General features: G+C 60.9%; 25 protein-coding genes. 18 read left to right on the forward strand and 7 right to left on the reverse strand.

Features of this window, described 5'->3' with window-relative positions:
* Nucleotides 1-177: 177 nt before the first annotated feature.
* From ACZ9IL_RS11145 to ACZ9IL_RS11210, 14 genes are all read left to right on the forward strand, one after another.
* A complete protein-coding gene (locus tag ACZ9IL_RS11145) occupies nt 178-1,434 on the forward strand; it encodes an integrase domain-containing protein (protein WP_476003577.1) in 1,257 nt (418 codons plus the stop codon).
* 146 nt (nt 1,435-1,580) lie between these two features.
* A complete protein-coding gene (locus ACZ9IL_RS11150) occupies nt 1,581-1,850 on the forward strand; it encodes a hypothetical protein (RefSeq protein ID WP_476003578.1) in 270 nt (89 codons plus the stop codon).
* A gap of 2 nt (nt 1,851-1,852) precedes the next feature.
* Nucleotides 1,853-2,194, forward strand: coding sequence for a hypothetical protein (locus ACZ9IL_RS11155; protein ID WP_476003579.1), 342 nt, complete (start codon nt 1,853-1,855; stop codon nt 2,192-2,194).
* 191 nt (nt 2,195-2,385) lie between these two features.
* Nucleotides 2,386-3,240: a hypothetical protein gene (locus ACZ9IL_RS11160; RefSeq protein WP_476003580.1), complete on the forward strand. Its 855-nt coding sequence runs from the start codon at nt 2,386-2,388 to the stop codon at nt 3,238-3,240.
* A 129-nt stretch (nt 3,241-3,369) separates the two neighbouring features.
* Nucleotides 3,370-3,603: a helix-turn-helix transcriptional regulator gene (locus ACZ9IL_RS11165; protein WP_476003581.1), complete on the forward strand. Its 234-nt coding sequence runs from the start codon at nt 3,370-3,372 to the stop codon at nt 3,601-3,603.
* A complete protein-coding gene (locus ACZ9IL_RS11170) occupies nt 3,600-4,418 on the forward strand; it encodes an antA/AntB antirepressor family protein (protein WP_476003582.1) in 819 nt (272 codons plus the stop codon). Before ACZ9IL_RS11165 ends, ACZ9IL_RS11170 begins: the two co-directional genes overlap by 4 nt.
* A 398-nt stretch (nt 4,419-4,816) precedes the next feature.
* Complete coding sequence (locus ACZ9IL_RS11175; RefSeq protein WP_476003583.1) at nt 4,817-5,053, forward strand: hypothetical protein; 237 nt, start codon at nt 4,817-4,819, stop codon at nt 5,051-5,053.
* Entirely contained in the window at nt 5,050-5,505 is a 456-nt protein-coding gene (locus tag ACZ9IL_RS11180; protein ID WP_476003584.1) for a hypothetical protein, read from the forward strand. Before ACZ9IL_RS11175 ends, ACZ9IL_RS11180 begins: the two co-directional genes overlap by 4 nt.
* A complete protein-coding gene (locus ACZ9IL_RS11185; RefSeq protein WP_476003585.1) occupies nt 5,502-5,891 on the forward strand; it encodes a hypothetical protein in 390 nt (129 codons plus the stop codon). The genes ACZ9IL_RS11180 and ACZ9IL_RS11185 overlap by 4 nt, the downstream gene beginning before the upstream one ends.
* 153 nt (nt 5,892-6,044) lie before the next feature.
* On the forward strand, nt 6,045-8,903 hold the full coding sequence (locus ACZ9IL_RS11190) for a DUF927 domain-containing protein (RefSeq protein WP_476003586.1): 2,859 nt from the start codon (nt 6,045-6,047) through the stop codon (nt 8,901-8,903).
* Nucleotides 8,904-9,416: 513 nt separating this feature from the next.
* The gene (locus ACZ9IL_RS11195; protein WP_476003587.1) at nt 9,417-9,677 is read left to right on the forward strand and encodes a hypothetical protein; all 261 of its coding nucleotides are present in this window, start codon (nt 9,417-9,419) and stop codon (nt 9,675-9,677) included.
* Nucleotides 9,670-9,831 (forward strand): hypothetical protein, encoded by a 162-nt coding sequence (locus tag ACZ9IL_RS11200; protein ID WP_476003588.1) that lies wholly within the window; start codon nt 9,670-9,672, stop codon nt 9,829-9,831. The genes ACZ9IL_RS11195 and ACZ9IL_RS11200 overlap by 8 nt, the downstream gene beginning before the upstream one ends.
* The gene (locus ACZ9IL_RS11205) at nt 9,818-11,947 is read left to right on the forward strand and encodes a phage tail tape measure protein (protein ID WP_476003589.1); all 2,130 of its coding nucleotides are present in this window, start codon (nt 9,818-9,820) and stop codon (nt 11,945-11,947) included. Before ACZ9IL_RS11200 ends, ACZ9IL_RS11205 begins: the two co-directional genes overlap by 14 nt.
* Before the next feature lie 39 nt (nt 11,948-11,986).
* On the forward strand, nt 11,987-12,535 hold the full coding sequence (locus ACZ9IL_RS11210) for a phage protein Gp27 family protein (protein ID WP_476003590.1): 549 nt from the start codon (nt 11,987-11,989) through the stop codon (nt 12,533-12,535).
* A gap of 1,346 nt (nt 12,536-13,881) precedes the next feature.
* On the opposite strand, the gene ACZ9IL_RS11215 is transcribed toward ACZ9IL_RS11210, so the two are convergent.
* The gene (locus ACZ9IL_RS11215) at nt 13,882-14,313 is read right to left on the reverse strand and encodes an N-acetyltransferase family protein (protein WP_476003591.1); all 432 of its coding nucleotides are present in this window, start codon (nt 14,311-14,313) and stop codon (nt 13,882-13,884) included.
* Between the two features lie 365 nt (nt 14,314-14,678).
* On the opposite strand from ACZ9IL_RS11215, the gene ACZ9IL_RS11220 reads away from it, so the two are divergent.
* Entirely contained in the window at nt 14,679-15,179 is a 501-nt protein-coding gene (locus ACZ9IL_RS11220; protein WP_476003592.1) for an SRPBCC family protein, read from the forward strand.
* Nucleotides 15,180-15,266: 87 nt separating this feature from the next.
* On the opposite strand, the gene ACZ9IL_RS11225 is transcribed toward ACZ9IL_RS11220, so the two are convergent.
* Both ACZ9IL_RS11225 and ACZ9IL_RS11230 read right to left on the reverse strand, forming a co-directional pair.
* Nucleotides 15,267-15,773 (reverse strand): GNAT family N-acetyltransferase, encoded by a 507-nt coding sequence (locus ACZ9IL_RS11225; RefSeq protein ID WP_476003593.1) that lies wholly within the window; start codon nt 15,771-15,773, stop codon nt 15,267-15,269.
* A 141-nt stretch (nt 15,774-15,914) separates the two neighbouring features.
* Nucleotides 15,915-17,135 (reverse strand): GNAT family N-acetyltransferase, encoded by a 1,221-nt coding sequence (locus ACZ9IL_RS11230; protein ID WP_476003594.1) that lies wholly within the window; start codon nt 17,133-17,135, stop codon nt 15,915-15,917.
* A gap of 303 nt (nt 17,136-17,438) precedes the next feature.
* Between ACZ9IL_RS11230 and ACZ9IL_RS11235 the strand changes: the two genes are divergently transcribed.
* Genes ACZ9IL_RS11235 through ACZ9IL_RS11245 form a run of 3 tightly spaced genes read left to right on the forward strand, consistent with a single transcriptional unit; the run spans nt 17,439 to nt 19,884 of the window.
* Nucleotides 17,439-18,257 carry a DUF3100 domain-containing protein gene (locus ACZ9IL_RS11235; protein WP_476003595.1) on the forward strand — a complete coding sequence of 273 codons (819 nt, stop codon included), beginning with the start codon at nt 17,439-17,441 and terminating at the stop codon, nt 18,255-18,257.
* Complete coding sequence (locus ACZ9IL_RS11240; RefSeq protein ID WP_476003596.1) at nt 18,254-18,703, forward strand: hypothetical protein; 450 nt, start codon at nt 18,254-18,256, stop codon at nt 18,701-18,703. Before ACZ9IL_RS11235 ends, ACZ9IL_RS11240 begins: the two co-directional genes overlap by 4 nt.
* Nucleotides 18,703-19,884, forward strand: coding sequence for a M20 metallopeptidase family protein (locus ACZ9IL_RS11245; RefSeq protein WP_476003597.1), 1,182 nt, complete (start codon nt 18,703-18,705; stop codon nt 19,882-19,884). Before ACZ9IL_RS11240 ends, ACZ9IL_RS11245 begins: the two co-directional genes overlap by 1 nt.
* 220 nt (nt 19,885-20,104) lie before the next feature.
* Here ACZ9IL_RS11245 and ACZ9IL_RS11250 read toward each other — a convergent pair whose 3' ends face one another.
* The 4 genes from ACZ9IL_RS11250 to ACZ9IL_RS11265 form a co-directional block, all read right to left on the reverse strand.
* Nucleotides 20,105-21,064: a LysR substrate-binding domain-containing protein gene (locus ACZ9IL_RS11250; protein ID WP_476003598.1), complete on the reverse strand. Its 960-nt coding sequence runs from the start codon at nt 21,062-21,064 to the stop codon at nt 20,105-20,107.
* The gene (gene pdxH, locus ACZ9IL_RS11255) at nt 21,064-21,702 is read right to left on the reverse strand and encodes a pyridoxamine 5'-phosphate oxidase (protein ID WP_476003599.1); all 639 of its coding nucleotides are present in this window, start codon (nt 21,700-21,702) and stop codon (nt 21,064-21,066) included. Before pdxH ends, ACZ9IL_RS11250 begins: the two co-directional genes overlap by 1 nt.
* Nucleotides 21,703-21,863: 161 nt before the next feature.
* On the reverse strand, nt 21,864-22,190 hold the full coding sequence (locus ACZ9IL_RS11260) for a hypothetical protein (protein ID WP_476003600.1): 327 nt from the start codon (nt 22,188-22,190) through the stop codon (nt 21,864-21,866).
* A complete protein-coding gene (locus tag ACZ9IL_RS11265) occupies nt 22,187-24,163 on the reverse strand; it encodes a reprolysin-like metallopeptidase (protein ID WP_476003601.1) in 1,977 nt (658 codons plus the stop codon). Before ACZ9IL_RS11265 ends, ACZ9IL_RS11260 begins: the two co-directional genes overlap by 4 nt.
* Nucleotides 24,164-24,181: the final 18 nt, after the last annotated feature.

Genomic DNA, 24,181 nt, shown 5'->3' on the forward strand with positions numbered 1-24,181 from the left:
CAGACAGGAACAAAGAAGACCAAAAACCCGCACAGCGTAAGGCTTTGCGGGTTTTTTGTTGTCCGTTGGCGTCCGATATGGTCGGTAAGAACCAGCAATAAATGGAACATCACGGGGAACACTGGCAAGATATGGGTGTTTTCTGTGTTCCATGTTGAATGACCAGGGGAGCTGGCTGTGAGTATCGACAACCTTAAGGACACCATCATCAAAGCCGCCAGGCCGGAGGCCAAGGAGTACAACTTGGGCGATGGCGGCGGGCTGTCCCTGCGCGTCCGGCCCAACGGGGTCAAACTCTGGCTGTTCAAATACACCCGCCCAGGCGACAAGAAGCGCACCAACCTAGCGCTTGGGAACTACCCCGATGTAACACTGGCAGCAGCCCGTGAACGTCGCCGGGAATGCCGCGCCCTGCTTGCCCAAGGCATAGACCCCCAAGAGCACAGGCAGGAGCTGGCAGCTATTACACAAGCGGAGCAAGAGGCCAGCGCCAACACCTTCGAGCGCATGGCCGCCATGTGGCTGGAACTGAAACGCCATGATGTGTCAGAAGCCTATGCCAACGATGCTTGGCGCTCCCTTGAGCTGTACGTGCTGCCGTTCATGGGGGCGATGCCCATCAACCAGATCCGAGCCCCCAAGGTGATCGAGTTGCTGCGCCCCCTGGAGGCTGACGGCAAGCTAGAGACCGTGCGCCGCCTGTGCCAGCGCATCAACGAGATCCTCGACTACAGCGTGAATCATGGCCTGCTTGACGCCAATCCCTGCGCCGCCGTCCGTAAGGTGTTCAAGAAGCCCAGCAAGAAGCACATGCCCACCCTCAGGCCGGATGAACTGCCCGCCTTGATGGCCGATATTGCCCATGGCCGCCTAGACCACACGACTCGTTGTCAGATTGAGTGGAGCTTGCATACCCTGGTGCGCCCCGGTGAATCAGCGGGCACCCGATGGGACGAAATCGACTTTGATAACCGGATTTGGAACATACCCGCTGACCGGATGAAGATGGAACGCCCTCACCGTGTTCCACTTACCCCGCAAGCCCTTGCCCTGCTGGAGCGAATGAAGCCCATCAGCGGGCACCGCCCCTTTGTGTTCCCCGGTTACCGTGACCCGCTGGGTCACATCAACGACCAGACCGCGAACGCTGCCTTGAAGCGGCTGGGCTACGGTGGGCGATTGGTAGCCCACGGCCTGCGCTCGTTGGGTAGTACCACCCTCAACGAGCAGGGATTCAACCCCGACGCTATCGAAGCGGCCCTGTCTCATGCCGACGACAACGAGATCCGTCGCGCCTACAACCGGTCGGACTACTTCGAGCAGCGGGTTATCATGATGGGCTGGTGGAGCGACCATATCGAGCAAGCGAGTCAAGGTAGCCTCTCTCTGGCTGGCGGGTATAGGGCCTTGAAGGTGGTGGAATGCGGTGGTTAATCAGGTGTATAGCCTAGTCCAATGAAGACGATGGCATTCGCTAAGGTAGTTTTTGTGTTTTTTTGCTCTGTTTTCGTTATCATAAATTTGTGCCGCATGGCGCTTAAAATGCGATAAAAAATCCACTCGAAACTAGGGCGCAAATCATGTCTGTTTTTGTTGTCGTCTCGTCGCCAGAGTCATTCAGCTTTACACAAACTCGACTATCCGATGTTTCATCCGAGAGCGATCGCTTCGAGATTAGTCAGGGTGTGTGGGCTGTTGATATGAAAAACATCATCATGCCCAAGGATGTTGTGGACAAGCTCGTTCATCACGGTGAAGCCCCGTCCGGACTGGTGGTGTTTCCTCTCAATGCCTACTGGGGCTTTCATGATGCCGCACTCTGGCAGTGGCTTAGTGAGCGTGGGCTATAACCATGGCAAAAACTCGTGACCAGTCGAGTCAACCAACAAATGAGCGGCCAACGCTTGAACGTGGCGGAGCCAGTTTTGCGCAAGCAGCACAATGGCAGCAAGAATCACTGAACGAGATCCACCGAGTTCTTGGCCGGTTAGAGGAAGGGCAGCGGGCTATAGTCAATCAGGCAAGTAGCGCAGATACCCGCACAGGCAAGGTTGAAGATGAGCTAAGGAAGCTCAACACGCGCTTGACCTGGGCAGTGGGCGCCATAGCTGGCGCCGCCGTCGTGATTGCTTTCTTTTTCGGCTCAGACTTCCAAACGATATGGGATAATCTCCAATCGCTTCCAAAAAAATAACCGCCATCTGGCGGTTTTTTTACGCCAGCGAGAAGGGGATCACCAAGTCCGAGGCGGTCGATATTGTCCGAGTGCGTCAGGGCTTGTACCCTGTTCAAAATGGCGGGCCTAGATAGGCCAATCGAAGAGCGGAAGCCTTGCCGCCTGACCCGCCAACCTCTTCCACAAGGCGCGAGATAGGCAACGCAACCATGAGCAAAGCCCCTAAGACTGAACCCCAGACCAAACCCGACATTCTCCACCTGTTGGAGTATTGCCGCATTGACCGCGCCGCCGAGCTGCTTGGTTGTGAAATCTGCGACTTACTTCATTTGGAGTATTGCAATCAGATAGACCTGTTTTGGAATTTTGACCATTTCCCAGCAATTACCCGCCATCAATGGATACATTATGGGGAGAGTCTGTCGGTGGAAGATATGGGAGACCAGATTCCATCTAGCGGATATGCCGAGGCATTTTGTGAAAAAGAAGGAGGGGTGATGGATGAGACCGATCCAGAGGCTCCAATATCTGTTTTATTGTGTGGATTGTGGGAGGCGGATGGCCGTCACGATCCCGGTATAAATCCCCGATGGCAAAAGGTCGACCATATCCTCTCTTTCTCTTCCTCTGAAAAATGGGGGCGCGTCATGGTTGAAATCCCCGTTAGTTCAGAGCTCCCCCCTGATAATGAACTGTTCATTTTGGGGCGTGACCTGCAACGATTGCGCACAGCAATTACAACCGGAGAACCCTTGGAAATCAAAGACCCTAAAGAGCATAAAGCGATAGAGGAATTCCTTATCCGCACGGGAGACGCAGAGGGACTAAAAGCCTATCGCGCCAGGAGAGGTATTAGGCCGGAATTTCGTCAAGCCAGCGCAAGCCCAAAATCCTGCGTTGCATTAGTTGAAGTGCTCGAATCATTAGGGTTCACCGAGAAAGATTTCAAGGGCTCGATCCCTAAGCTGAAAATGAAAATCGCTGCCAAAGTGCCTTCTCGCACACTCACCGACATTGACGATAAAACCTTAATCGATTGGCTCATTAAAGCCGGTGTCCGCTAGATTGCTTTAATAATTTTCATCTGAAACGGAATAAATGGCGATTCCACGGAATCGCTCTTAACTCCACCACTTACTCCATCCCCTATGTTTTCATTGCCCTAACGTCAATAACGACCAAGGGAACCCGCAATGGAAACACAACACGCCCCGGCTTTACGTTACATCCGCATGAAAGAGGTATGCCGCAAGACCGGGCTTGCCAAATCCTCCATTTACGACCGAATCAACGCCAAGACTTTTCCGGCACCCGTGCGCCTGGGCGACCGGGCCGTCGCCTTTGTCGAGTCAGAGGTTGATGCTTGGATGCTCGCCATCTTGGCGGTGAACCGCCCTCAAGCGCAGCTCACTGAGGGGGGAAAATGATGACCGGCCATCCCCACACCACCCAGGCCCCGCCCGCACTCAACCAGCAGGCCCTGCCATCCCTTGCTAAGTGGCTGCCGCTGACCCAGCAGGTCATAGAGGGCAAGCAGGTTAAGACCGTCAACGCCCGTGAGCTGCACGCCTTCCTGAAAGTGGGGCGTGACTTCTCCAACTGGATAAAAGACCGCATTGCCGAATATGGCTTTGTTGATGGGGTGGACTTCACGATTGTCGAAACTTTGTGCTCACCAAATCTGGCGAGCACAAGCGAGTCTCTTTTGTACCGAAAGAACAACGCAAAAGCTCGCCCGCAACGACTGAAGGAATACTTCATCGCCCTCGACATGGGCAAAGAACTGGCGATGGTTGAGCGCAACGAAGAGGGCCGCCGCGCCCGACGCTACTTCATCGACTGCGAAAACCTGCTGATAGCTGTCGCCCCCGAACTCAACCAAGCAGCGCAAGAGCACTGGCACGGCGAGAGGGAGGCGAGCAAGGATTACTGCAAGCTGATGAGCGAAGCCTTAGAGGCGCACCGACTGCGCCTTGGCAAGGCCACCCTGGGGCACCACTACAGCAACGAGGCGAACCTACTTAACCGCCTGGTGCTGGGGATGGATGCTGCCAAGTGGGCGAAATTGCACGGAGTCAGCGGCCCTATCCGCCAGCACATGAGCGCCTATCAGCTCGCCTTGGTGGCCTACCTGGAACGCAGTAACGCGACCCTGTTGGATGCCGGAATGCCATTCAACGAGCGCAAGGAGAGGCTGTCCGCGATGCTGGCTGCCAAGGTCGAGCGGGAGACACGGGCGTGATGATTTCTAACCGGATGCCCACAAAAAAGGGCGGCATTGCGAGTGCCACCCTTTGCCAGTACGCCGGGGATTATCAGCCCTTGGGCTCGATGCCCAGGCGCTCAAGCTCTTTGCGGCCTAGCGTCTTAAGCCAGTTAGCCAAACTCATACCCGCATCAGAAGCAGCAACCTCAAATTGTGTCTTTAACTCGGGCGTCATACGCATTCTGAACTGGGGGGATTGCCCATCACCTTTGGGGCTTTTATCACGCTTTATCGTTGACAAGTGGTCACCTATTAAAATAGCCTTATTGCGAATAGGTGACCACCTTAACACTGTGAAGCCTATAAAAACAACGCCCCGCAGTGCGGAAACACTAACGGGGCGTCTAACCAACAACGTTAGAAGGATTAACGCTATGGCTAAACCGAAGTGTACCCAAACTCACCCTGAATTTACCAGCCGTTCGCCCTTGAGCGCTGGCCCCAAATTCTTCACGTTCCTACTCGCTCCGCGCCCCTGCCGCCTGGCAGCGTTGCGCCGCATCCGTACCGTTTCCACCATCGCCCGCACCGAGGCAGAAGCCCGTTCCCTCTTGGCTGGCCTGCCGTTGGTGTTCCAGTCCTGCCGCCCGGCGCTGGAGGTGATCGCATGAGCACCGCAACCCTGATTGAATTTGCCGCTCACTACGACCTGAACCCGAACGAGCCGGACACCCTCGCTGAATATCGCACCTACTGCGAGAAGCTGGCTTTCTTGGAAGCCGTGATAGCCGAGGCATTCGAGGAGGTGCAGGCCGAGCCGTTCACCGCTGCCAGAGCGGTGATCGTGACTGCCTCGCCCGGCGTGGCCGAGGTAGACGCCCGTGAGCGTGTGGAGCATGTGCTCTGCCGGGATGGACGCACCCAGTTGGTGCCCGCATCCCCCAAACAGCAACGCGCTTATCTGGTACTAACCGCGCTTCGCCTTCTTGATAGCGCCCTTGACACCCCAGACGTGGAGGAGGCCGACACCTTGAGGGAGGAGGCATGGTCGCTGCTCGACCAAGCCATGACGTTGTTCCCTGGTGCCGCATCCCCGGCCCTGCAACAGGGAGCGTCAGCATGAGCAACGCAAACACAATCCGCCGCCTTGAACGCATCACCGACACCGTGAGCCGCAATCATGACGGCCTGCGCACCCTGGCCGCCCTGCTGGCCGATGTTGGCGACAGAGCCGACCTCCCGCAGCGTCATGATGAATTTGCGCACGGTCTGAGCGCCCTGATAGGCGCAGTCGCAGACCAATGTCAGGAGACCGTTGAGGGGCTGTGCGCGACAGGTAATGAGGTGGCCGCCATGGCGAAGCACACCGCCCACCTTGAGGCCGAGCAGCACCGCCGCGAGTCGATGCCGCTGGGTTCTCGCGAGGGGATGGCGGCCCACGTCGCCATTGTGTTTGGCCCCCATCTGTCAGCGAACAGCAGCGAACCCAGCGCCACCGCGCCCCAGTAATCGGAGTTACCCCATGAAAAACAACCACCATCCGCGCAGCGGAGGGGCTCGGCTTGCCGAAAATCCAGCTCAACCCGGTGGCGACCTCGCGCCGTGGGCAGCCCTTGTCCCGTCTACCGGCCCCCGTTTTCACCCGCTTCAAAGGGGCATCAAATGACCCATTCCAACCGTTTTGTTTCTGATGTGGTGGCCGCCGCCAACGGCCACTGGCCCGATGTACTGGCGGCGGTGGGCATCGCCGTTCCGCCCCGTGGCAAGCATGGCCCCTGCCCCGTTTGTGGCGGCACCGACCGTTTCCGGCTCGACGACAAGGCCGGGCGCGGCACCTGGATTTGCAACCAGTGCGACCCACAATCCGGGGACGGCCTCGACCTGGTGTGTCGGATGACCGGCAAGGGCGTAAAGGCAGCCGCCGAGATTATCGCCCCTCTGGTTGGCCTGTCTGGCAGTGGCCTTGACCCCGCCGAGCGGGAGCGCCTGGTGCAGCAGCAGCGCGAGAACGCCGAGGTAACCCGCAAACAGGCCGAGCAACAGCGCAAGAAGGCCATCAGGCGGGCCGCTGACATCGTTCGCGACACATCGCCGGGGCAATCCCCCTACCTTGAGCGCAAACGCCTGTGCTGGCCTGCTGGGGCGCTCACCCGCACGTTGCTTTGCGTCGGGGATGAGACATTCCAGCCGGGGGCCTTGGTGGTCACCCTGCACAACGAGTCGAGTGATTTGGTGAACGTGCAGATTATCCAGGGCGATGGCACCAAGCGTTACCTGCCGGGCGGGCAGAAGGCCGCCGCCTTTCACCGTATCGACGGCGGCGAGCTGGTCGCCGTGGTGGAAGGCTACGCCACCGGGTTGTCCGTTCATCTGGCGACCGGGGCCACGGTCTATTGCGCCATGGACAGCGGCAACCTGCTGGCGGTGGCCGAGATTGCCCGCCGCCGGCACCCCGAGGCGCACATCCTGCTGTGTGGTGACAACGACGCAGCGACCAAGGGCAACCCCGGATACACCAAAGCCATGCAGGCAGCGGCTGCCGTGGGGGCACAGGTCGCCATCCCTGCGATTGTCGGCGACTGGAACGACTACCACCAAGCCCAGGGCCTACCCGCAACCATGGAGGCCATCATGAGCGCCAGCGCTACCCCCACCCCAAACCCCAACACCGCCAACCAGAAAGACGGGCCCTGGACGGCCGACAAGAGCCGAGCGGAGCGAGCGCCGACCGCCGAAGGCGGCTCCCCTTGGCAGGCAGCCGCCGAGCCCGCTGGCGCGTCCGTAGGCAACGCCGACGACCCCGACCCATATCAGGGCATGCCCGAGGGGTTCGACGTCATAGACGGGCATTTGTGCGCGTGGGTGATGGTGGGGCGCGGCGACGATGCGCACCAAGAGCGGGTGCAGGTATCTAGTTTGGTGCGGGTGGAGGCCGACACCTCCAGCGAGCGCGGGCAAGACTGGGGTCGCCTGCTGGCGTGGCACGACCGCAAAGGCCGCTCACGGCAGTGGGCCATGCCAATGGGGGCGCTTGTCGTTCGTGGGGGTGACGATGTGCTAACGGCGCTGCTTGATGGTGGGTTGCCGTTCATCAGCGTCAAGCACCGCCGCAAACTCATTGAGTACCTGATGGAGTGCGACCCCGGCCGCCATGTCACCTGTGTGTCGCGGACCGGCTGGTATGAGGGGGCCTATGTGCTGCCCGGTGAGGCCATCGGCCCGAACGCCGGGGAGGTGGCGCTACTGTCGGCGGGCTATGCGGGCAACGACTTCACCGAGCGCAGCACCCTGGCCGACTGGCAACGGGAAATTGCGGCGCTGGCTGTGGGCAACTCCCGACTCTGCTTTGCGCTGTCGCTGGCCTTTGCCGCCCCGCTGCTCTCCCTGGTCAACATGGAGGGCGGTGGCTTCCACCTTAAGGGGGATTCCACCGACGGTAAGAGCACCATCACGAAGGCCGCCGCCAGTGTCTACGGGGCGGCGAGCTTTGGGCACACGTGGCGAGCCACCGGCAACGCTATCGAGGGGATAGCCAGTCGGCGCAATGACGCGCTGCTGTGCCTGGACGAAATCGGCGAGGTGGACGGGCGCGAGGCGGGACAGGTGGCCTACATGCTGGCGAACGGCCAGGGCAAGGGCCGTAGCAAGCAAGACGGCGAGCTGCGCGAGCGCAAGGCGTGGCGGTTGCTGTTCCTGAGTAACGGGGAGCTGTCACTGGAAGACCATGCCGCCAGCGCGGGCCAGCGCACCCAGGCCGGAATGGAGGTACGCACCATCCAAATCCCGAGCCGCACCGGCCACTATGGCGCGTTTGAGTGCCTGCACGGCCTGCCTGATGGCCGCACCTTTGCCGACACCCTCAAGGCCAGCACAGAGCGCCACCACGGCACCGCCTTCCGTACCTATGCCCATGCCTTGGCGGGCGACCTGAACGCGCACAGCGAGCGCCTGAGGGCCGAAATCAAGCGTCTGGCCGATGAGCTCACCCCCGAGGGCGCAGGCAACCAGGTAGGCCGGGCCATCAACCGCTTTGCCCTGGTGGCCGCCGCCGGGGAGCTGGCAACACAGCTTGGCGTCACCGGCTGGCCCACTGGGGAGGCGACCCGCGCTGTCAGGGTCTGCCTCAGGGCATGGCTGGATGAGCGGGGCCACCTTGGCAACCGGGAAGAGGCCGCCATGCTGGCGCAGGTGCGTAGGTTCGTTGTGGCAAACCAGTTCAGCCGCTTTGCGGATTGGTTCGACGCCAACCACCGACCGGCCAACGTGGTGGGCTTTCGCAAGGTGGAGGCGGATGAGGCGCGTTTCTATGTGCCCATGGCGGGATGGCTCGAAATCACCAAGGGATTCGACCCCAAGCGAACGGCGCAGGTTTGCGCGGATGCGGGCTTTCTGCAGACCGGTAAAGACAAGAAGCGCTTGCAGTGCAAGGTGAGGCTGCCCGGCATAAACGGTCCGGTCTGGGCTTACGTGCTGAATGCCTGTGTGCTCGCCGATGAGGCGGAGGGGGTCGAGGATGAGTAACCGCCAGGCCGACCAGGAATGAACTAGGCGCAAGCCTCATGCATGCGCGTACGCACGTGTGAGAACACAAAACAGGTGGGAACAGTGGGAACAAAACTAAAAACACCTCTACAAGCCTTGTCCTGTAAGGGTTTTCGCTGTTCCCACCAACGCGATTTTTTGGTGGGAACAAGGTGGGAACAGGTGGGAACAAAAAAGCGGTCGCACCGTGCCGTTCCCACTGGCTGCCCACTGTTCCCACTGCCTTTTGCTTGAGGTGGGAACAGACAAACCCAGTAACGGCGCGGGTTAGCGGGGGTTGTTCCCACTGTACCCACTGTTCCCACCGGTTTTTTAAATACACACATGTGTGTGCACACACGCGAATAGTCGAATGGCGTAATTTTCGCAACTCATTTTTGCCGATGCCGTGAAATTGATGTGCAGGCGTCACACGAAAACCCTCCCTTCTGGCTGGCCGCCGTTGGGGACGGATGACATGACCAGAAGAGGCCGAAGAGAGGAGACCACACCGTGAACGTTTCACACCTGACAACCCCGCTGCACCTGTGCGACCCGCAGACCGAGGGGGAGCTCAAGGCCATCCTTGACCAGCGATGGCCGGGGCCGTTCGTCCCTGCCGCCGAGCTGTTCGCCGCCTTCGAGCTATCGCCGTTTGATACCTCGTTCATCAAAAGTCGGCTAGGTATCCAGCGGCGCCACTACACCACCACGGAGCTCGCGGCCTTTCTGTGGTCGCGCTCGAACTACTGTGAGGGATTCGACCATGAATAACCCGCTGCGCTTCACCCCGCTGGCGAATGTCACCCCGCGTAAAAGGCGGGCCCGCTATGAGTTCGTCAGACAACAAAAGCTGTTCGCCTTCCGGCTGTCCGGGTGGTTCGTCGTCGGTCTGAAACCCAGGGAGAATGAACATGAACAACGGTAATTTTGCCCTTGAATTGACGGTCGGGATTAACGACCAATTCACCAACCCATCCAAAAACATCGAGCACGAGATTGAGCGGCTCGAACGCTCATTGAAGCACCTGCAACGGACGGCGGGGGATGCTGATGGGTTCGCCCGCCTTGAGCGGGAAACCACCCAACTCGAAAACGAGTTACGACAGGGCTCCCACGCCGCGAGTAGTTACGCGCGGGAGGTCGGACAGACCGATGAGACGTTGCGGCGCATGGCGCACGCGACGGGCACCGCCGCACGTGAACAGCGGGAGCTACAGGGCGAACTCAAGGCGACCATGACACTGCTCGAGCGGGCCAAGGGATTAGGCGCGAATTTCGCCGCGCTGTATGGGGCGGGTCGCTTGGTGGGGGAAGGGGTCAATCTGTCAGCTCAGGAGCGCCGACAGGGGGTCATTCTGGGGCGTAGTGACTATTTCAGCAGTGAAGCGCAAAGGCAGTGGCGTCTTGACCTGACCAAGCAAACCGGGGCCAGCGGGGCACACATTGTCGATATTCAAGCCGAAGCAATGCGCCTTGGTCTGAATGACAAGGACGCCATGACAGCAACGGCGGGCGCCATCAAGCTCAACAAGCTCAATCCCAACTTTGCCCCACAAGAGGCGGTCGCCGCGATTAATGGTCTGGTGGTGGGGCTGGGAGCCAAGGCCGATGACGCTGCCGACATGATTTATCAGGTGTGGCGAAAAGGCGGTGACAAGGAAAATGACCTGTTAGATACCATCAAAGAGTATGCCCAGACACAACAGGGCTCGGGGATAAGCCTTGAACAATTCGGCGGGCTGCTGATTGGTGGCGCACAGGCCGGGGCCCATAACTACGACAAGGTGATGGATGGCTTGAAGGAGCTGTTCAAGGCCAGAATGGCAGACCCGGACGAGCGGAAAAAGCTGCTCGGGGATGGCAAGACACCCGGCCTGATAGATGAGCAAGTCAAAGACAGGGAGATGCGCCAGCGGTTGAAGACCGGGATCCACGAATACCGGTCAGCCTATGAGCGTGGGGAAAGTGTCGCCGAGCCTATCGCCAACCTGCTGGAAGGTGTGCAGACCCTCTACAAAACAGACCGTAACGCTGCCAAGGCGATCCTTGAGGGGATTGGTGGGACGCTGTGGTCAGAGGATTTGGGGGAGGAGTCGATTACGGGCATGCTGAAAGGCCTGCGTGAGACGGAGACCCTCGTTAAGGGGTATCAGGGGTCTTTGAGTCAAGACAGTACCCAGGCGCTGACACCGGCCTATCTGGCGCTCAATCAAGCGCTTGCCGCCAAGGAGTTGGCCGCCGTGCAGGTGGCTAACGCTGAGCAGCAGGCAGCACCCTATGTTCCCACCCTATTGCAGCAGGCCAACGATCTGGGGCAGTTCGCAACAGAGAATCCCCTTACCACTGGCACAGTGGCCACCGTCGGAACGGGAGCCGCTGGGGGTGCTTATTACTACGGCAAGCACAAGATAGCCCAGGCACGCGCCAGGCTGTTGGCCCGAGGTGTTCAGGAGGCCGATAACGCCAGACTCACCCCACTGGCGCAAGGCGTACCTAAGTACCTAGCCAAGGCCATGAAGGGTGCGCCGCTATTGGTGGGTGGAGTCGAGACGGTCACCGCGCTTGCTCAGGGGGATGTGCAGGGGGCCACCGTGGAGGCGTCAGGCGTGGCCGGTGCGCTTGCTGGGGCATCCGGCGGGGCGGCGCTGGGCTCACTGGCTGGCCCATGGGGTACGGCGCTAGGTGGCATTGCTGGAGCTATTTTTGGTGAGGCGGCCGTTGAAGCGCTGGTTAAGTCTGCGATGGAGTGGTTAGACGAGGGGGGCGGCAACAAGGCGGATGCTGAAATGAGCCAACTACTCCCCAAACAAGCTGACCCTGCACGGGGTGATGGCGCAGCACCTCCCGCGGTCATGCCGATCCAGTTCAGTATCACCAACGACTTTCATTTTGAGGGGCAGCTCATAGGCGACAGTGGGGCGCTGGAACGCAAGATGATCGAGGTATTCCGGCAGGCCACTCCAGAGATGACACAGGAAATCATGAGCACCTTAGAGCGGGTCATGCAGTCACAGGCCTACGCCATGCCGTCAAACGAATGAGCCTCAACTATCACCATCAATTAACCATAAGGAAACGCCATGGGACGCCGTTCAAAGGTGGATTTACACGGGTTGCTAGAGCGTATCGTTGAGATGTTCGAGCGGCAAAAGATGCCTATCTTGGACATTGCCAAGGTGCTGCGAGAGGAGGGCTACGACATTTCATCCTCTGCGATTCAGCGTTCACTCAAGGAAAACAAACAGGTCGCGGTCAACTACAAACGAGCCCTAGACGAATCGCGGATGCTGCTACAGGAGATCCAGGGCAATCCGGGGACGGATATTCTTGAGATGGCCCAGCAGATGCTAGCTCAGCGCATATCGGAGTATGTTCGCTCGATAGATGCGCTCAGCTTCAAGAATGCCGGGGAGCTGGTCGAGGCAGTCGCCAATATCTCCCGTGCTCAAGTCAGCGTGAGTCGTTTGAGGATGGAATTTGAAGGCGGCGTAAAGGCCGCCAAGCAGGCGCTAGAGGATGAGCTCAAGCGGGTGCTGATGGCGGAGAGGCCTGAGGTATTGCTCACGGTCATGGATGCCATTGAGCGCGTTGAGGTGACGCAGGGCAAGGGGGCAAAACGAAGCCCGTAACCAGAGAGACGCGGCGGCATACCAGGCCGCCTTTTTTGTTACTCCGCCACAAAAACCACACTACCCCACGGCCAGCAGATCACCCCCAGATGATGCGCGGGGGCCTGTGTACCGGGAAAAATGGTGGCCTATCGCCCGCGAGGCGCTTTAGCGTCAAAAACCCAGCAAAATCAAGGTGTGGAGGCCCATAATTCAACAAAAAAAGCGAGTCTAGACGGGTTTTACCGGGTTTTAACGTGACAAAGACGGCGCGGATGGGCGCTCACCTGGGCAGCACCAACCCCGGATCTGGCGCAGCAGTGGAAAGGGATTTGAACCCGCATCCGGTAAAACCGTTTTGCCCTCCCCGGTCGCGGGGAAAAAACCTTGAAACAGGGGGTAGTTTTGCGAACTGGAACACGACACGGAACACAATGAAAAATACAAATAACTTAAATTAATTAAAATCAACAACTTACAATCTCAATTCATACTCCCCCAGCCAATAATGTTCCGGCCGGGAACGAAGAAGTACAAAAACCCGCAAGATTCAACGTCTTGCGGGTTTTTTGTTGTCCGAAAAAATCCGAGGGAGCCGATTTAATCCAGCTCAAAAGGTAACATCTGTGGTAACGCCATTCTGGTAACACCGTTTTTGTGCGTTACGTTTTGTAGCCCGCCGCGAAAGATGAAAAATCTTTCTACCTAAAACGAAAAAGCCTGCCTTTGGTACCTTTATCAAACTTGATGGTACAAGAATCGCCGAGTTTGATAAGCCCGTTAAACCGGCATTAAACCTCTCTCTCATAGGTCGGTAAATCCGACGCCTCCCCTGCCAGCTCCCCTCCACTGTAAAATGCCGTCTTGCCGATCTCTACCCTGACACCGCGCACTGTGCGGAACCACCTGCCAGCGTTTCGAGCATTGTTGTAGTCGAGCTGGCGGCTGTGACGGTAACGACCGGCAGAGGGTCGGCACCGGGTACCAGCTTCAGGAATCGCTTGAACAGGTTCATACAAAGCGCGTCACACTCAACTGTTGGCGCACAGTCATGGCCTTGTCCCGCAGCGCAGCAGGGTTATATCTGAACCCGCACCCGCTGAAAGGCTATTTCACCAACATGCACGATCTCCCCTATAACCAGGCCAGATTGGGGGTGCCTTTCAAATCAGTGCAACAGCCAGCGCCACTGTACGAACCAAAAAACAAATCAAAAACAATATATTACCACCGAGATTCAAACTCCCCCATCCAGAGTTTTGGAAAAGGCCACTTCGCAAGACGTGGCCTTTTTTTATCTCGAGTGCCAGAAAGCCTGCCGTCAGGGCTCCAAGGCTTTCGCTCGTGCCCTGGAGGGAGGTGAGAGACTAATCGTCGGCCATCAGGATCAATTTGCGCCAGGGACCCGTGATATCGCAGTCGCCCGTCTCGTCCGTATTTTGCCAGCCCAGTCGATGATAAAACGCCAGCGCCGTGGTGTTGCGGGTGGCCACCTTGAGGGATGCGGGGGTTGCAAAGCCTGCCGTTCCCTCGGCCAGCAAGGCCCGTCCCACCCCCTGCCCGTGCCAGTCGGCCGACACATACAGATGGTGCACGAAGTTGTCCTCGCCCCAAATCGAGACGAAGCCACAGGGGGTGCCACCCTGCTCGGCCACCCAGATCTGCTCGCCCCGGGTCTGCTCGACAAAGTCGCTCAACAAGAACAGCGAGGGTTCGACCCAATGAAACGCCTGTCGCCGCCCTTTGAGAAACAGCTGGGCCAGCATGGGTACATCCGTGTCTCGCATCCTTCTAATCATGCCTGCATCCTTGATTCACGTGACCATGTGCTCTCACTTTCAATGGATCCTGTCGCCGTGTCAAATGGGCAAAATAGACCCTCTTGAATACGTAATGCTGTGACAGAGAAACGCCTGTCGCCGCCCTTTGAGAAACAGCTGGGCCAGCATGGGCACATCCGTGTCTCGCATCCTTCTAATCATGCCTGCATCCTTGATTCACGTGACCATGTGCTCTCACTTTCAATGGATCCTGTCGCCGTGTCAAATGGGCAAAATAGACCCTCTTGAATACGTAATGCTGTGACAGAGGGCTGCCAATTTAATCAGCTCTGGGGCTATACTGCCTGAGCCCCGTCCATGACTGGTTTGAGGTTCACTGATTTATGGATAACAAACAGATAGAAGGCAGCATTCTGGTTCCGGCTCACATCGACGATGTCTGGCGGGCCTGGACCACCGAGAGCGGGCTGCGCAGCTTTCTGGCACCGGAGTGCCTGATGGTGCCGGAGCCCAACGGCCCTTTCGAAATTTACTTCAGGCCCGACGCTCCGCTGGGGGAACGCGGCAGTGAAGGATGCCGGGTGATGGCGGTCATGCCCCATGACTTGCTCAGCTTCAGCTGGAATTTCCCTCCCCAGTTCCACCATATCCGCCAGCAAAAAACCCAGGTCAGCCTGCGCTTCGTGCCGGAGGGTCAGGGTACCCGGCTCCATTTCCTGCAAACCGGCTGGGCCAATGATCCTGACTGGGATCAGGGCTATGCCTACTTCCGGGAGGAGTGGCTGGAGCTGAGCCTGCCCAGGCTGCAATATCGCTTCACCCACGGCCCCATCGACTGGAACAATCCACCGGACAAGCTGCAACTGAAATCCCTGGCCCAGTAACCTGACCGATATCAGACCACCATCTACGATAATGCCGTTCAAATGAACGGCATTGTCACATCGGCGTGCCGGGATGGATTGGCGAGCCTACTCCTCTTCCATCTCGTCAAACAGGGGGTGATAGAGCACCTCACCCTGCAGGCCGGTGAGACCCCCCTGTTGCAGTTCCATCGCCATGAAACAGTCGGCGGGCACCTCGTAGATGCAGTGCAGGCCGAAGTCGCTGGCCGGGCGGAAACCGAAACGGGCGTAGTAGGCCGGATCGCCGAGCACCACCACCGCCTTCCAGTCCATCTCGAGCGCCGTGTCCAGCCCCTCTCGCACCAGATCCGAGCCGATGCCCTGCCCCTGCCAGTCAGGATGCACGGCCACCGGCGCCAGACCGAGCCAGGGGCCGTCCTGACCGTTAATGGTGATCGGGCTTAGCATCAGGTGCCCCATGAACTCGTACTCTTCCTCTTCGACCATGGTGACCACGGCGGCGCCACACTCGCGCAGGCGATTGACCAGCTCGGCCTCGTCGCTACGGCCAAAGGCGGCGCTCACCAGCTCATAGACTGGCAGCATGTCGCCGGGGCGCTCGGTTCTCAACATACAGCGTTACTCCTCGTACAGCAGGGCGGCCATTATTTCACAGAAGTCGGGCCCGGCTTGAATTCCTTTGCTCGAAAATGGGAGGGCGGACTCAGGAAAACGAATGGCAAGAGCGACAGATCCCATCGACACAGCCGGCCATCACCGCTCGCCGAGCAGCCGCAGCAGGTAAGCCAGCCCCGACTCCCCCCGCTCTTTCAGCAAGATGCCACCGCCATGGGACTCTTGCCAGGGGTCGCTGCGCGCCAGCCAGGCAAAGGGATGGCGCCGGATCACCACCTCTATCCCCGCGATACTGGCCCGCTCGCTCGCCACCTCGGCGTTATCCATGAACAGGGCCAGCTCCAGCGCGCCGCCTTCTTCTCCCCGGCCCCAGGCACCGTGCAGTATGACCACCGCCACCTGCGAGTCCGCGAGCCAGGGTGCCAGTCCCGCCCGCACCGGCTCGGGCAGCGCGAGGTCGCGATCCCGCCGCCAGTGGCTCAACTCACCGGGATAGCGATCCCCTCCGCTACGGCGGCCGCCATAGTGCATGCCAAGCTTGGCCATCACCCGGCCGGAGGCGAGGTTGTCCGGCAGATGGCGGGCGGTCAGGGCCGGCAGCCTCACCACCTCGAACGCAAACGCGGCCACCAGCAGCGCCGCCCGGGTGGCCAGCCCCCGGTTCTGCCAGGGCACCCCCACCCACCAGGCCAGCTCGCCCTGCCAGTGCAGGGAGATGACGCCGATCAGGGGCGCGGGTTCAGCATAGTCCGGCAGGGTCAGCGCCCAGCTCCAGCCCAATCCGAGGGCCGCTTTTCGCCCGCTCAGGGCCAGCCAGTCGCGGGCCGCCTCGGCGGGATAGGGGTGAGGAATGTTGAGGGTGTAGCGAGCGAGCGCGGCGTCGGCGCAGTAACGGGCTATGTCGGCCTCATCCTCCGCCCGCAATGGCCGCAGCACCAGGGAGCCTGACGCTTCGCGCAGTTCGGGGATAACGAAGCGCCGGGCGAGTAGCCGCCCCAGCACGGCGGCCAGATCGTCGCCGGCATTGAGCGCGAGATCCGCCCCCAGGGGGCCCAGGGTGAGCAGACCGCTCTCCTTGGCCAGGATCAGCAGGGCGGAGGAGGCGCTGATGAGGATCCGCTGGCTAGGATCCTCTGCCATCACGGGCGCCTCGTCCCCGTCCAGCCAGGCGGCGAGCAAGGCGCTGGCCGAGAGGATGCCGTCCGGCGGGCAGGCCGCCCAGGGCATCGGCTCGCCCTCGGGATAGTGCGCGGCCCGCTTGCTCTGCAGCAGCTGCCAGCGGTGCCCCCGTGCGCGCCAGTCCTGCAATGCCACCAGCCAGTGGGGTTGCCAGAGCCCCCCCTCGATCAACAACTCCATCACTCCCCTCCTGTGAGCCGCACAGCGACGATGGCCGACTACCATCACGCGAATCAGATCCGGATCCCCGCGGCGCGCCATTTTCCACCGTCAGGACATCCTGCAAACAGGCAGCATAGCCTGCTGCTAACTCGCTGTTAAACCCTATGTTTGACGCGGTTAAACGGCATACCCCATGAAAAAATGCCATATGCCAAGCTTGATGAACGTCACATTAATGGGGCCTCCTCCTTCCTATCATGCCCCCATCTTGCGCCACCCGCCCAGGCGCATGAATGACAACGCATAACAAGAGAACACACTATGCAGCAAACCAGCCCCCTCAAAACGGTGTTAGTCAGTACCCTGGCGACCGCCCTGCTGATCTTCGTGGCCCAATACCTGATCGGGAAGCAAGAGATCAGGATCGGCATCGCCATCATTCCCATCCTGCCCATGCTGTTCGCCGTCATCATCGGCATGATAGTCTCCGCCAAGCCCGTCAAGGATCGCATCCCGGGCTGGAAGCAGCTCTTCACCGAAAAAGAAGAGGGCTTCTGCGGCAAGATGGTGGGCTTCAGCCTGCTGATCCTCGGCACCCAGTACGCCGGCATGATCATCCCCAACCTCAAGATGATCCTGAGCGTCGGGGTGCCCCTCTTCCTGCAGGAGATAGGCAATCTGCTGCCCATCCTCATCGCCATCCCGCTGGCGGTGAAGTTCGGCTTCGGTCGCCGCGCCATCGGGGCCTGCTCCTCCATCAGCCGTGAACCCTCGGTCGCGGTCATTCAGGGCAAGTTCGGCACCGGCTCCCAGGAGTACATCGGCGTGCTCGCCATCTACCTGTGCGGCTCCGTCATCGGCACCCTTTGGTTCAGCGTGCTCGGCAGCATAGCCCCGCTCACCGGTCTGCATCCGCTGGCCCTGGCCGCCGGCTCCGGGGTCGGCTCCGGCTCCATGCTGAGTGCCGCCTCCGGCGCCCTGATCAACGGCCTGGACGAGGCACTGGCCCAGCAGGTGCTGAGCATCGCCGCCGCCTCCAACCTGCTTTCCTCTGCGCTCGGCGCCCTCTCCCTCACCTATCTGGGGCTGCCGCTCGCCGAGAAGATCTTCGCCATGACCTCCAAAGGAGAGCAAGCATGAAAAGCATCGTGATGGATATGCGCTTCGTCTTCCTGGCGATCCTGCTGGCCATGTTTACCCAGACCCTGACCACCGGCCTGCCGCTGTGGCAGATGGGGGACAGCTTCGTCGCCATGGCGCTGGTGGTGTTCGCCTCCCTGGTGGCCAAGCGTTACCTGCCCTCCTCCCTGCCGGCCTTTGCCTATGCCACCATCATCGGCATTCTCATCTGCCTGCCGGAGACGCCGGTGCGCGGCCTGTTCATCGACGCGGTCGGGAAGATCTCCTTCCTCTCCTGCTGTGTGCCACTGCTGGCCTTCGCCGGCCTCTCCGTCGGCGGTCAGCTCGAGGAGCTCAAGAAGATGTCCTGGAAGGTGATCCTCATCTTCATGATCGTCTCCACCTGCTGCTTCTTCGGCGCCTCGCTGGTTGCCCAACTCGGCTTCTCCATTCAAGGGATCATCTGATGCACCACTACCACATCGAACCTGACCTGCTTGCCCTGCGTGACTTCAGCCAGGAGGTGCGCCACCATCTGCACCGCATCCCGGAATACTCGGGCGCCGAATTCAAGACCTCGGCCTACTGCCGCGAACTGATGGAGCAATTCGGCTACCGGATCACCGACTATCCGGGCTTCACCGGTTTTCACGGCGATCTGCACATCGACCCCAGCCTGCCCACCATTGCGTTTCGCGCCGACATGGATGGCCTCGAGATGCACGACATGAGCGAGGTGGCGTTCAAGTCCACCCATGAGGGCATGGCCCACAACTGCGGTCACGACTCCCACATGGCGATCGCGCTCACCACCGCCAGGTTTCTGGCCCAGCACCCGGAGCGCCTTGGCTACAACCTGCGCATCATCTTCCAGATGGCCGAAGAAGACATGCGGGTGCCGGGTGCCGGCAAGATGGTGGAGCTCGGCTGCATGGCGGGGGTGGACGAGGTCTACGCCCTGCACAACGACGGCGCCATGGAGACCGGCACCATCAAGTTCAACCGCGGCGTCATGTCCTCCTGGGGCTCGGCCTGGACCCTGGAGGTGCACGGCATCTCGGCCCACGGCTCGACCCCCCACAAGGGACTGGATGCCATCCGCGAGGCGGTGCGCATCATCGAGGACATGGACTACATCGTCGCCAAGCGCACCAGCCCGTTCAGCCCGGCGGTATTTGGCTGCGGCATGATCAACGGCGGCACCATCCCCAACGCGGTGGCCGACCACGTGCAGGCCCGCGGCACCATCCGCGCCATGGACGCCGAGACCGACCAGATCCTGAAAAACAGCTTCAAGGACATCGTCGCCCAGAGCGAATTGCGCGGCTTCAAGACCAGCATGAGCTACGCTGGCTACCCGGCGGTGGAGAACCACGCCGCCGCCTGCGAGCGGCTGCAACGAGCCGCCGCCAGCGTGCTGCCCGCCGAGGGCATCAATGCACAGGGCCAGCCCATGACCGGCAGTGAGGACTTCAGTTACATGATCAACGCCACCCCGGACCGCATGGGCGCCATGTTCTTCCTCGGCAGCGGCTGCCAGGCCAAGGGGATCTGCAACTACCTGCACGCCAACCCCTACTATCTGGACGACGACTGCCTGCTGATTGGCGCCCAGATCTTCGTCAACCTGGCGACCCGCACGGCTTGAGAGCAACCTTGAGCAGGTAGCGCCTGCCAGACCAAGGGGAACGGCTGCGATCCGCACCAATCCCCACGGCTTGGACGACGGCCTGCTGAATGGGGCTCAACTCTGCGCCGACTCAGGCGAACGAGGCAGCTTGAAACACTACCACCCAATGAAAATAGAGGCCAATGGCCTCTCTTTTTTTACCCAAAGCAGTCGCTTTGTCTGCAGCCAGAGACTCATCTCAGAGCCAGGGCAGGATCGCCAGATTGGTGGCCGGCGGCTGGTTGATGAGCGACAGCTGCACCGTCTCCCGACTCACGTGGGGGGCGAAGAGGTGGATGAAGTCATACATGTAGTCGCGCAGATGCACGTGCCTGCGCAGGCAAATGTGGACCGCGCTCGAGGCGATCAAATGATCGATGTTGAGAGCGACCAGACTCCCCTTGTCCCCCTCGTCGAAGGCCGAACTCGCGATCACCCCCACCCCCATGCCGAGGCGCACATAGTGCTTGATGATATCGGTGTCGGTGGCGGTCAGCACGATGCGGGGGCTGAGGCCGTGGCGACCAAAGGCCTTGTCCATCTTGGAGCGGCCGGTGAAGCCGAACACATAGGTGATGAGGGGATAGCGGGCCAGATCTGCCATGGAGAGCGGTTGGCAGTCGATGAGCGGGTGGCCGTGAGGCACCACCACGCTGCGGCCCCAGCGGTAACAGGGCACAGTTGCCAACTCGTCGAACAGGTGCATGGACTCGGTGGCGATGGCCATCTCCACGTCCCCGTTTTGCACCATCTGGGCGAGCTGGGCCGGCGCCCCCTGATGCAGGTGGAGGGTGACCTCGGGATAGCGGCGGAAGAAGGCCGTGATCGCCGCCGGCAGCTTGTAGCGCGCCATGGTGTGGGTGGTAGCGATGCGCAGCACCCCGCTGGTGGCGAGCTGCTCGCGGGAGGAGAGCTGGCCTATCTGATCCACCTGGGCCACCACCCCCTTGGCCAGCTCCATCACCTGCTCCCCCATGGGGGTCAGGCCGACGAGGTTCTTGCCCTTGCGGGTAAACAGCGCCAGCCCCAGCTCATCCTCCAGCATCTTCATCTGCTTGCTGAGGGTCGGCTGGGAGGTGTAAAGCTTCTCCGCCGTCGCCGAGATATTGAAGTTGTTCTTCACTATCTCGGTGAAGTTCTTGAGCCTGGCGATGTTCATCAGGGGGCCAGTCGCTCTATCTGCCAACCTTCCCCTTCCCGGCTGTAGTAGAAGCGATCGTGCAGGCGATGCTCGCCCCCCTGCCAGAACTCCACTGTGTCGATGACGACGCGATAGCCACCCCAGAAGCTCGGCAGCGGCACCTCGCCCTTGGCAAACTTCTGCTTGAGTTCGAGGAACTTGGCCTCCAGCACGCCGCGGGCCGAGATACGGGACGACTGCTGGGAGACCCAGGCCGCGATCTGGCTGTCTTTCGGGCGGCTGTGGAAGTACTTCATTACCTCCAGGGTGCCGAGCTTCTCCACCCGACCGGTGACGTGCACCTGACGGTCCAGGGTGTGCCAGGGGAAGTGCAGGCTGATGCGGGGGTTGCCCTCGAGCTGGCCCGCCTTGCGGCTGCCCATGTTGGTGTAGAACACCATGCCAAGGGCGTCGTAGTGCTTGAGCAGCACGGTGCGCTGCCAGGGCTGGCCATCGGCGTCCACGGTCGCCACCACCATGGCGGTGGGATCCGTCAGCTTGGCCTCGCAGGCCTGGGCCAGCCATTTCTCGAACAGCTCGAGGGGCTGGGCCGGCAGATCGGCCCGGTGCAATCCGCCCCTGGTGTATTCACGGCGCAGATCGGCTACGTCCATCATCTTGATTTTCCTTCTCTCTTTGCCGCCCGTGCGGCCCTGCATGGGGGCATTGTGCGACGAGCACGCCGAGGGTACAAGCCCGAATTCCCGCAAATCGGGGCCCGAAAATGAAGGAAGGGAGGCCTTGGCCTCCCTTCATAGTCGTCACCTCGCAGGCGAGCCTATTTCTCCGGCGGCGACGCCTTGGGGCAGTGCGCCAGCATGCGCTGGTTGTACTCGGCGGCATAGGCGCTGAGCTTGGCGTGATCCTCTTTCTGCTCGGGCCTTATCACATCCCCCAGCCCATCGAGGTAGCGCACGCCGCAGCGCGCCTTGGCCTCGGCTTGCGCCTCAGCCGGGATGCCGGGGGCCACCTCGCCGCGCCCGGCCCGCACGATCAGCCGGTAATCCTGCAGGGACAGACTCTGCTCCACGGCCTGCTCCAGGGTGCCGGCATCCGCCTGGCAACCCGCAAGCAAAGCTAGCAGCAGGGCGTAACCGGCCCTCATCCCCGTCTCCGTTGCCAGCCCAGCAGGGCCAGTGCCAGGGTCCAGAGGCCGAGGGCACCACCGCCGCCACCGCCCTCTTCCACCCGCTGAGTCACCGACAGCTTGAGCGGGCTGATGGCGAAGAAGATATTGTCGCTGCAGGCGACCCTCAATCTGGCGGTGCCATCATTGCCGGCCGGGATGGTGACGCTGGCCGAGCCAGAGTTCGGCTGGCCGCTCGCAAGCGGGATCCAGCTCGTCCCCTCGTCCCGGGTCATGGCGAGATCCACCCTGCTGCAGTTGATGGGGGCTGCATTGGTGCCCGCCACTTCCCAGCTGATGGTCTGGCTATGGCCCGCCGCGAGCGGCGTGATGAGCGGGCTGGTCAGGCCAAATGCCTTGCCGGTGTTAACCACCTGGATCTTCATGTCATCGCTGGCAACCCCGCCCTTGCCATCGCGCACCGTGAGACGGAAGTTGAGATCCCGGTTGGTGGCGGGCCAGGCCTCCCCCTTCGCCAGGGTATTGGAGAGCAGGGAGGGCAGGCTTGGCAGCACGCGCTCCGGTACCGCCGTCGGCGCCACGAAGCGGAACAGCGGACGACTGCCATCGTCCACCATGCTGGCGGCGCTGAAGGACTCGGTGCCCAGATCGATCTGCTCCCAGGTGTAGGTCAGGGGATCCTGGTCCAGATCGGCCCCGGCCCCCTTGAGCACGAAGGGGGTATTGGCCGGGATCACATAATCGCCGCCGCCGGCCGCCTGGGGCGCATTGTTGACCAGGCTCAGGGCAGTGCCGCAACTCGGCACGGCCGCCATGCGGGCCCGCATCTGCTCGATGGATTTGCTGTGGAAATAGGGCAGGCTGTTGGGCTGCAGGTTCTCGGCACCGCAGATCCCGGCATAGGCCATGATGGAGCTGCCACTGCCGGGCTCCCAGGCCTGGCCGGGGGAGCGGTTGCCGCCGCCACAACTGCCGGTGGTGCCGTTGAAGGTGTGCTCGGCGCCAAACTGGTGGCCAATCTCGTGGGCCACATAGTCGATGAAGAAGGCATCTCCCACCGGGTTGGGGGAGCCCGTCATGCCGGCCGATTTCTCGCTGCCCCCGCACAGCGAGTCGAGCTGCGCCAGACCACCTCCCCCGGTGTTGACCACGTGACCGATGTCGAAGGCGCCGAGTTTGGGGCCGGCCTGGGTCTGGGCGGCTTGTTGCACGGCGACGTTGATGTCGATGTCGTTGTCATCGTTTCTGAAGGGATCGGACGCGGTATCCGTGTAGATGATGGTGTCGTTGCCACTGGCGAGCTGGAACTCGGCGGCGACGTCGCGCTGATACACCTCGTTGACCCGGTTGAGCAGGGTGGCGATGGCCCCCAGCCCGGCAACCACTGTGCCGCCATGGTACTGGGTGTACTCAGCCGCCGCCGAGATGGCGATGACGTAACGCTTGCGCTCGTTGCCATCCACCAGCACCTGGCGCGCCAGCGTTCTGGCCTGGCTACCGATGACGCTGTCTGCCTCCTCTTCCAGCCGGCTGTGGGCATCCTGCTGGTAATAGACGGCGTAGCCTTCCCCATTGCGCAGGGGATCGACGAAAACCATCTTGCCCTGATGACTGAACATGGCGTGGAAGCCCTGCGGCCCCAGATCGAAGCGCCCCGTCTCCACCGGGCTGGACTCGTTGTATCCCTTGAAGGCCCGGATGTCGGGATACTTGGCGGCCAGATCCGCAGGCAGCAGATCATAAGATTGCAGGCTGAAAACGACCTCGTTGCCGTCCGGCAGGGGCAGGGTCAACCGCGACTCCCCCGCCAGCAAGCCGGCGAAGTGATCCGCGGGCACGGTGGCGATTCTGTATTGGCTGGCTCGCACCTCGTAGCCATCGGCGGCAGTGGCTCGCGCCGCGACCGTGTTCCACTCCTTGGCGGCAAGGCCGCTGGAGGCCAGCAGCCCGGCCATCATCAGCACCAACGGAGAATGTTTCATCAACGGCATCTTTTTAATTCCTTTTTT

This window comes from Aeromonas sp. TECH754, assembly GCF_056279295.1.

Bases quoted from the DNA above. Each gene is read 5' to 3' on its own strand.
- ACZ9IL_RS11150 (WP_476003578.1), top strand. From the start codon at position 1,581: ATGTCTGTTTTTGTTGTCGTCTCGTCGCCAGAGTCATTCAGCTTTACA.
- ACZ9IL_RS11155 (WP_476003579.1), top strand. From the start codon at position 1,853: ATGGCAAAAACTCGTGACCAGTCGAGTCAACCAACAAATGAGCGGCCA.
- ACZ9IL_RS11160 (WP_476003580.1), top strand. From the start codon at position 2,386: ATGAGCAAAGCCCCTAAGACTGAACCCCAGACCAAACCCGACATTCTC.
- ACZ9IL_RS11165 (WP_476003581.1), top strand. From the start codon at position 3,370: ATGGAAACACAACACGCCCCGGCTTTACGTTACATCCGCATGAAAGAG.
- ACZ9IL_RS11170 (WP_476003582.1), top strand. From the start codon at position 3,600: ATGATGACCGGCCATCCCCACACCACCCAGGCCCCGCCCGCACTCAAC.
- ACZ9IL_RS11175 (WP_476003583.1), top strand. From the start codon at position 4,817: ATGGCTAAACCGAAGTGTACCCAAACTCACCCTGAATTTACCAGCCGT.
- ACZ9IL_RS11180 (WP_476003584.1), top strand. From the start codon at position 5,050: ATGAGCACCGCAACCCTGATTGAATTTGCCGCTCACTACGACCTGAAC.
- ACZ9IL_RS11185 (WP_476003585.1), top strand. From the start codon at position 5,502: ATGAGCAACGCAAACACAATCCGCCGCCTTGAACGCATCACCGACACC.
- ACZ9IL_RS11190 (WP_476003586.1), top strand. From the start codon at position 6,045: ATGACCCATTCCAACCGTTTTGTTTCTGATGTGGTGGCCGCCGCCAAC.
- ACZ9IL_RS11200 (WP_476003588.1), top strand. From the start codon at position 9,670: ATGAATAACCCGCTGCGCTTCACCCCGCTGGCGAATGTCACCCCGCGT.
- ACZ9IL_RS11205 (WP_476003589.1), top strand. From the start codon at position 9,818: ATGAACAACGGTAATTTTGCCCTTGAATTGACGGTCGGGATTAACGAC.
- ACZ9IL_RS11210 (WP_476003590.1), top strand. From the start codon at position 11,987: ATGGGACGCCGTTCAAAGGTGGATTTACACGGGTTGCTAGAGCGTATC.
- ACZ9IL_RS11215 (WP_476003591.1), bottom strand. From the start codon at position 14,313: ATGATTAGAAGGATGCGAGACACGGATGTACCCATGCTGGCCCAGCTG.
- ACZ9IL_RS11220 (WP_476003592.1), top strand. From the start codon at position 14,679: ATGGATAACAAACAGATAGAAGGCAGCATTCTGGTTCCGGCTCACATC.
- ACZ9IL_RS11225 (WP_476003593.1), bottom strand. From the start codon at position 15,773: ATGTTGAGAACCGAGCGCCCCGGCGACATGCTGCCAGTCTATGAGCTG.
- ACZ9IL_RS11230 (WP_476003594.1), bottom strand. From the start codon at position 17,135: ATGGAGTTGTTGATCGAGGGGGGGCTCTGGCAACCCCACTGGCTGGTG.
- ACZ9IL_RS11235 (WP_476003595.1), top strand. From the start codon at position 17,439: ATGCAGCAAACCAGCCCCCTCAAAACGGTGTTAGTCAGTACCCTGGCG.
- ACZ9IL_RS11240 (WP_476003596.1), top strand. From the start codon at position 18,254: ATGAAAAGCATCGTGATGGATATGCGCTTCGTCTTCCTGGCGATCCTG.
- ACZ9IL_RS11245 (WP_476003597.1), top strand. From the start codon at position 18,703: ATGCACCACTACCACATCGAACCTGACCTGCTTGCCCTGCGTGACTTC.
- ACZ9IL_RS11250 (WP_476003598.1), bottom strand. From the start codon at position 21,064: ATGAACATCGCCAGGCTCAAGAACTTCACCGAGATAGTGAAGAACAAC.
- pdxH (WP_476003599.1), bottom strand. From the start codon at position 21,702: ATGATGGACGTAGCCGATCTGCGCCGTGAATACACCAGGGGCGGATTG.
- ACZ9IL_RS11260 (WP_476003600.1), bottom strand. From the start codon at position 22,190: ATGAGGGCCGGTTACGCCCTGCTGCTAGCTTTGCTTGCGGGTTGCCAG.
- ACZ9IL_RS11265 (WP_476003601.1), bottom strand. From the start codon at position 24,163: ATGCCGTTGATGAAACATTCTCCGTTGGTGCTGATGATGGCCGGGCTG.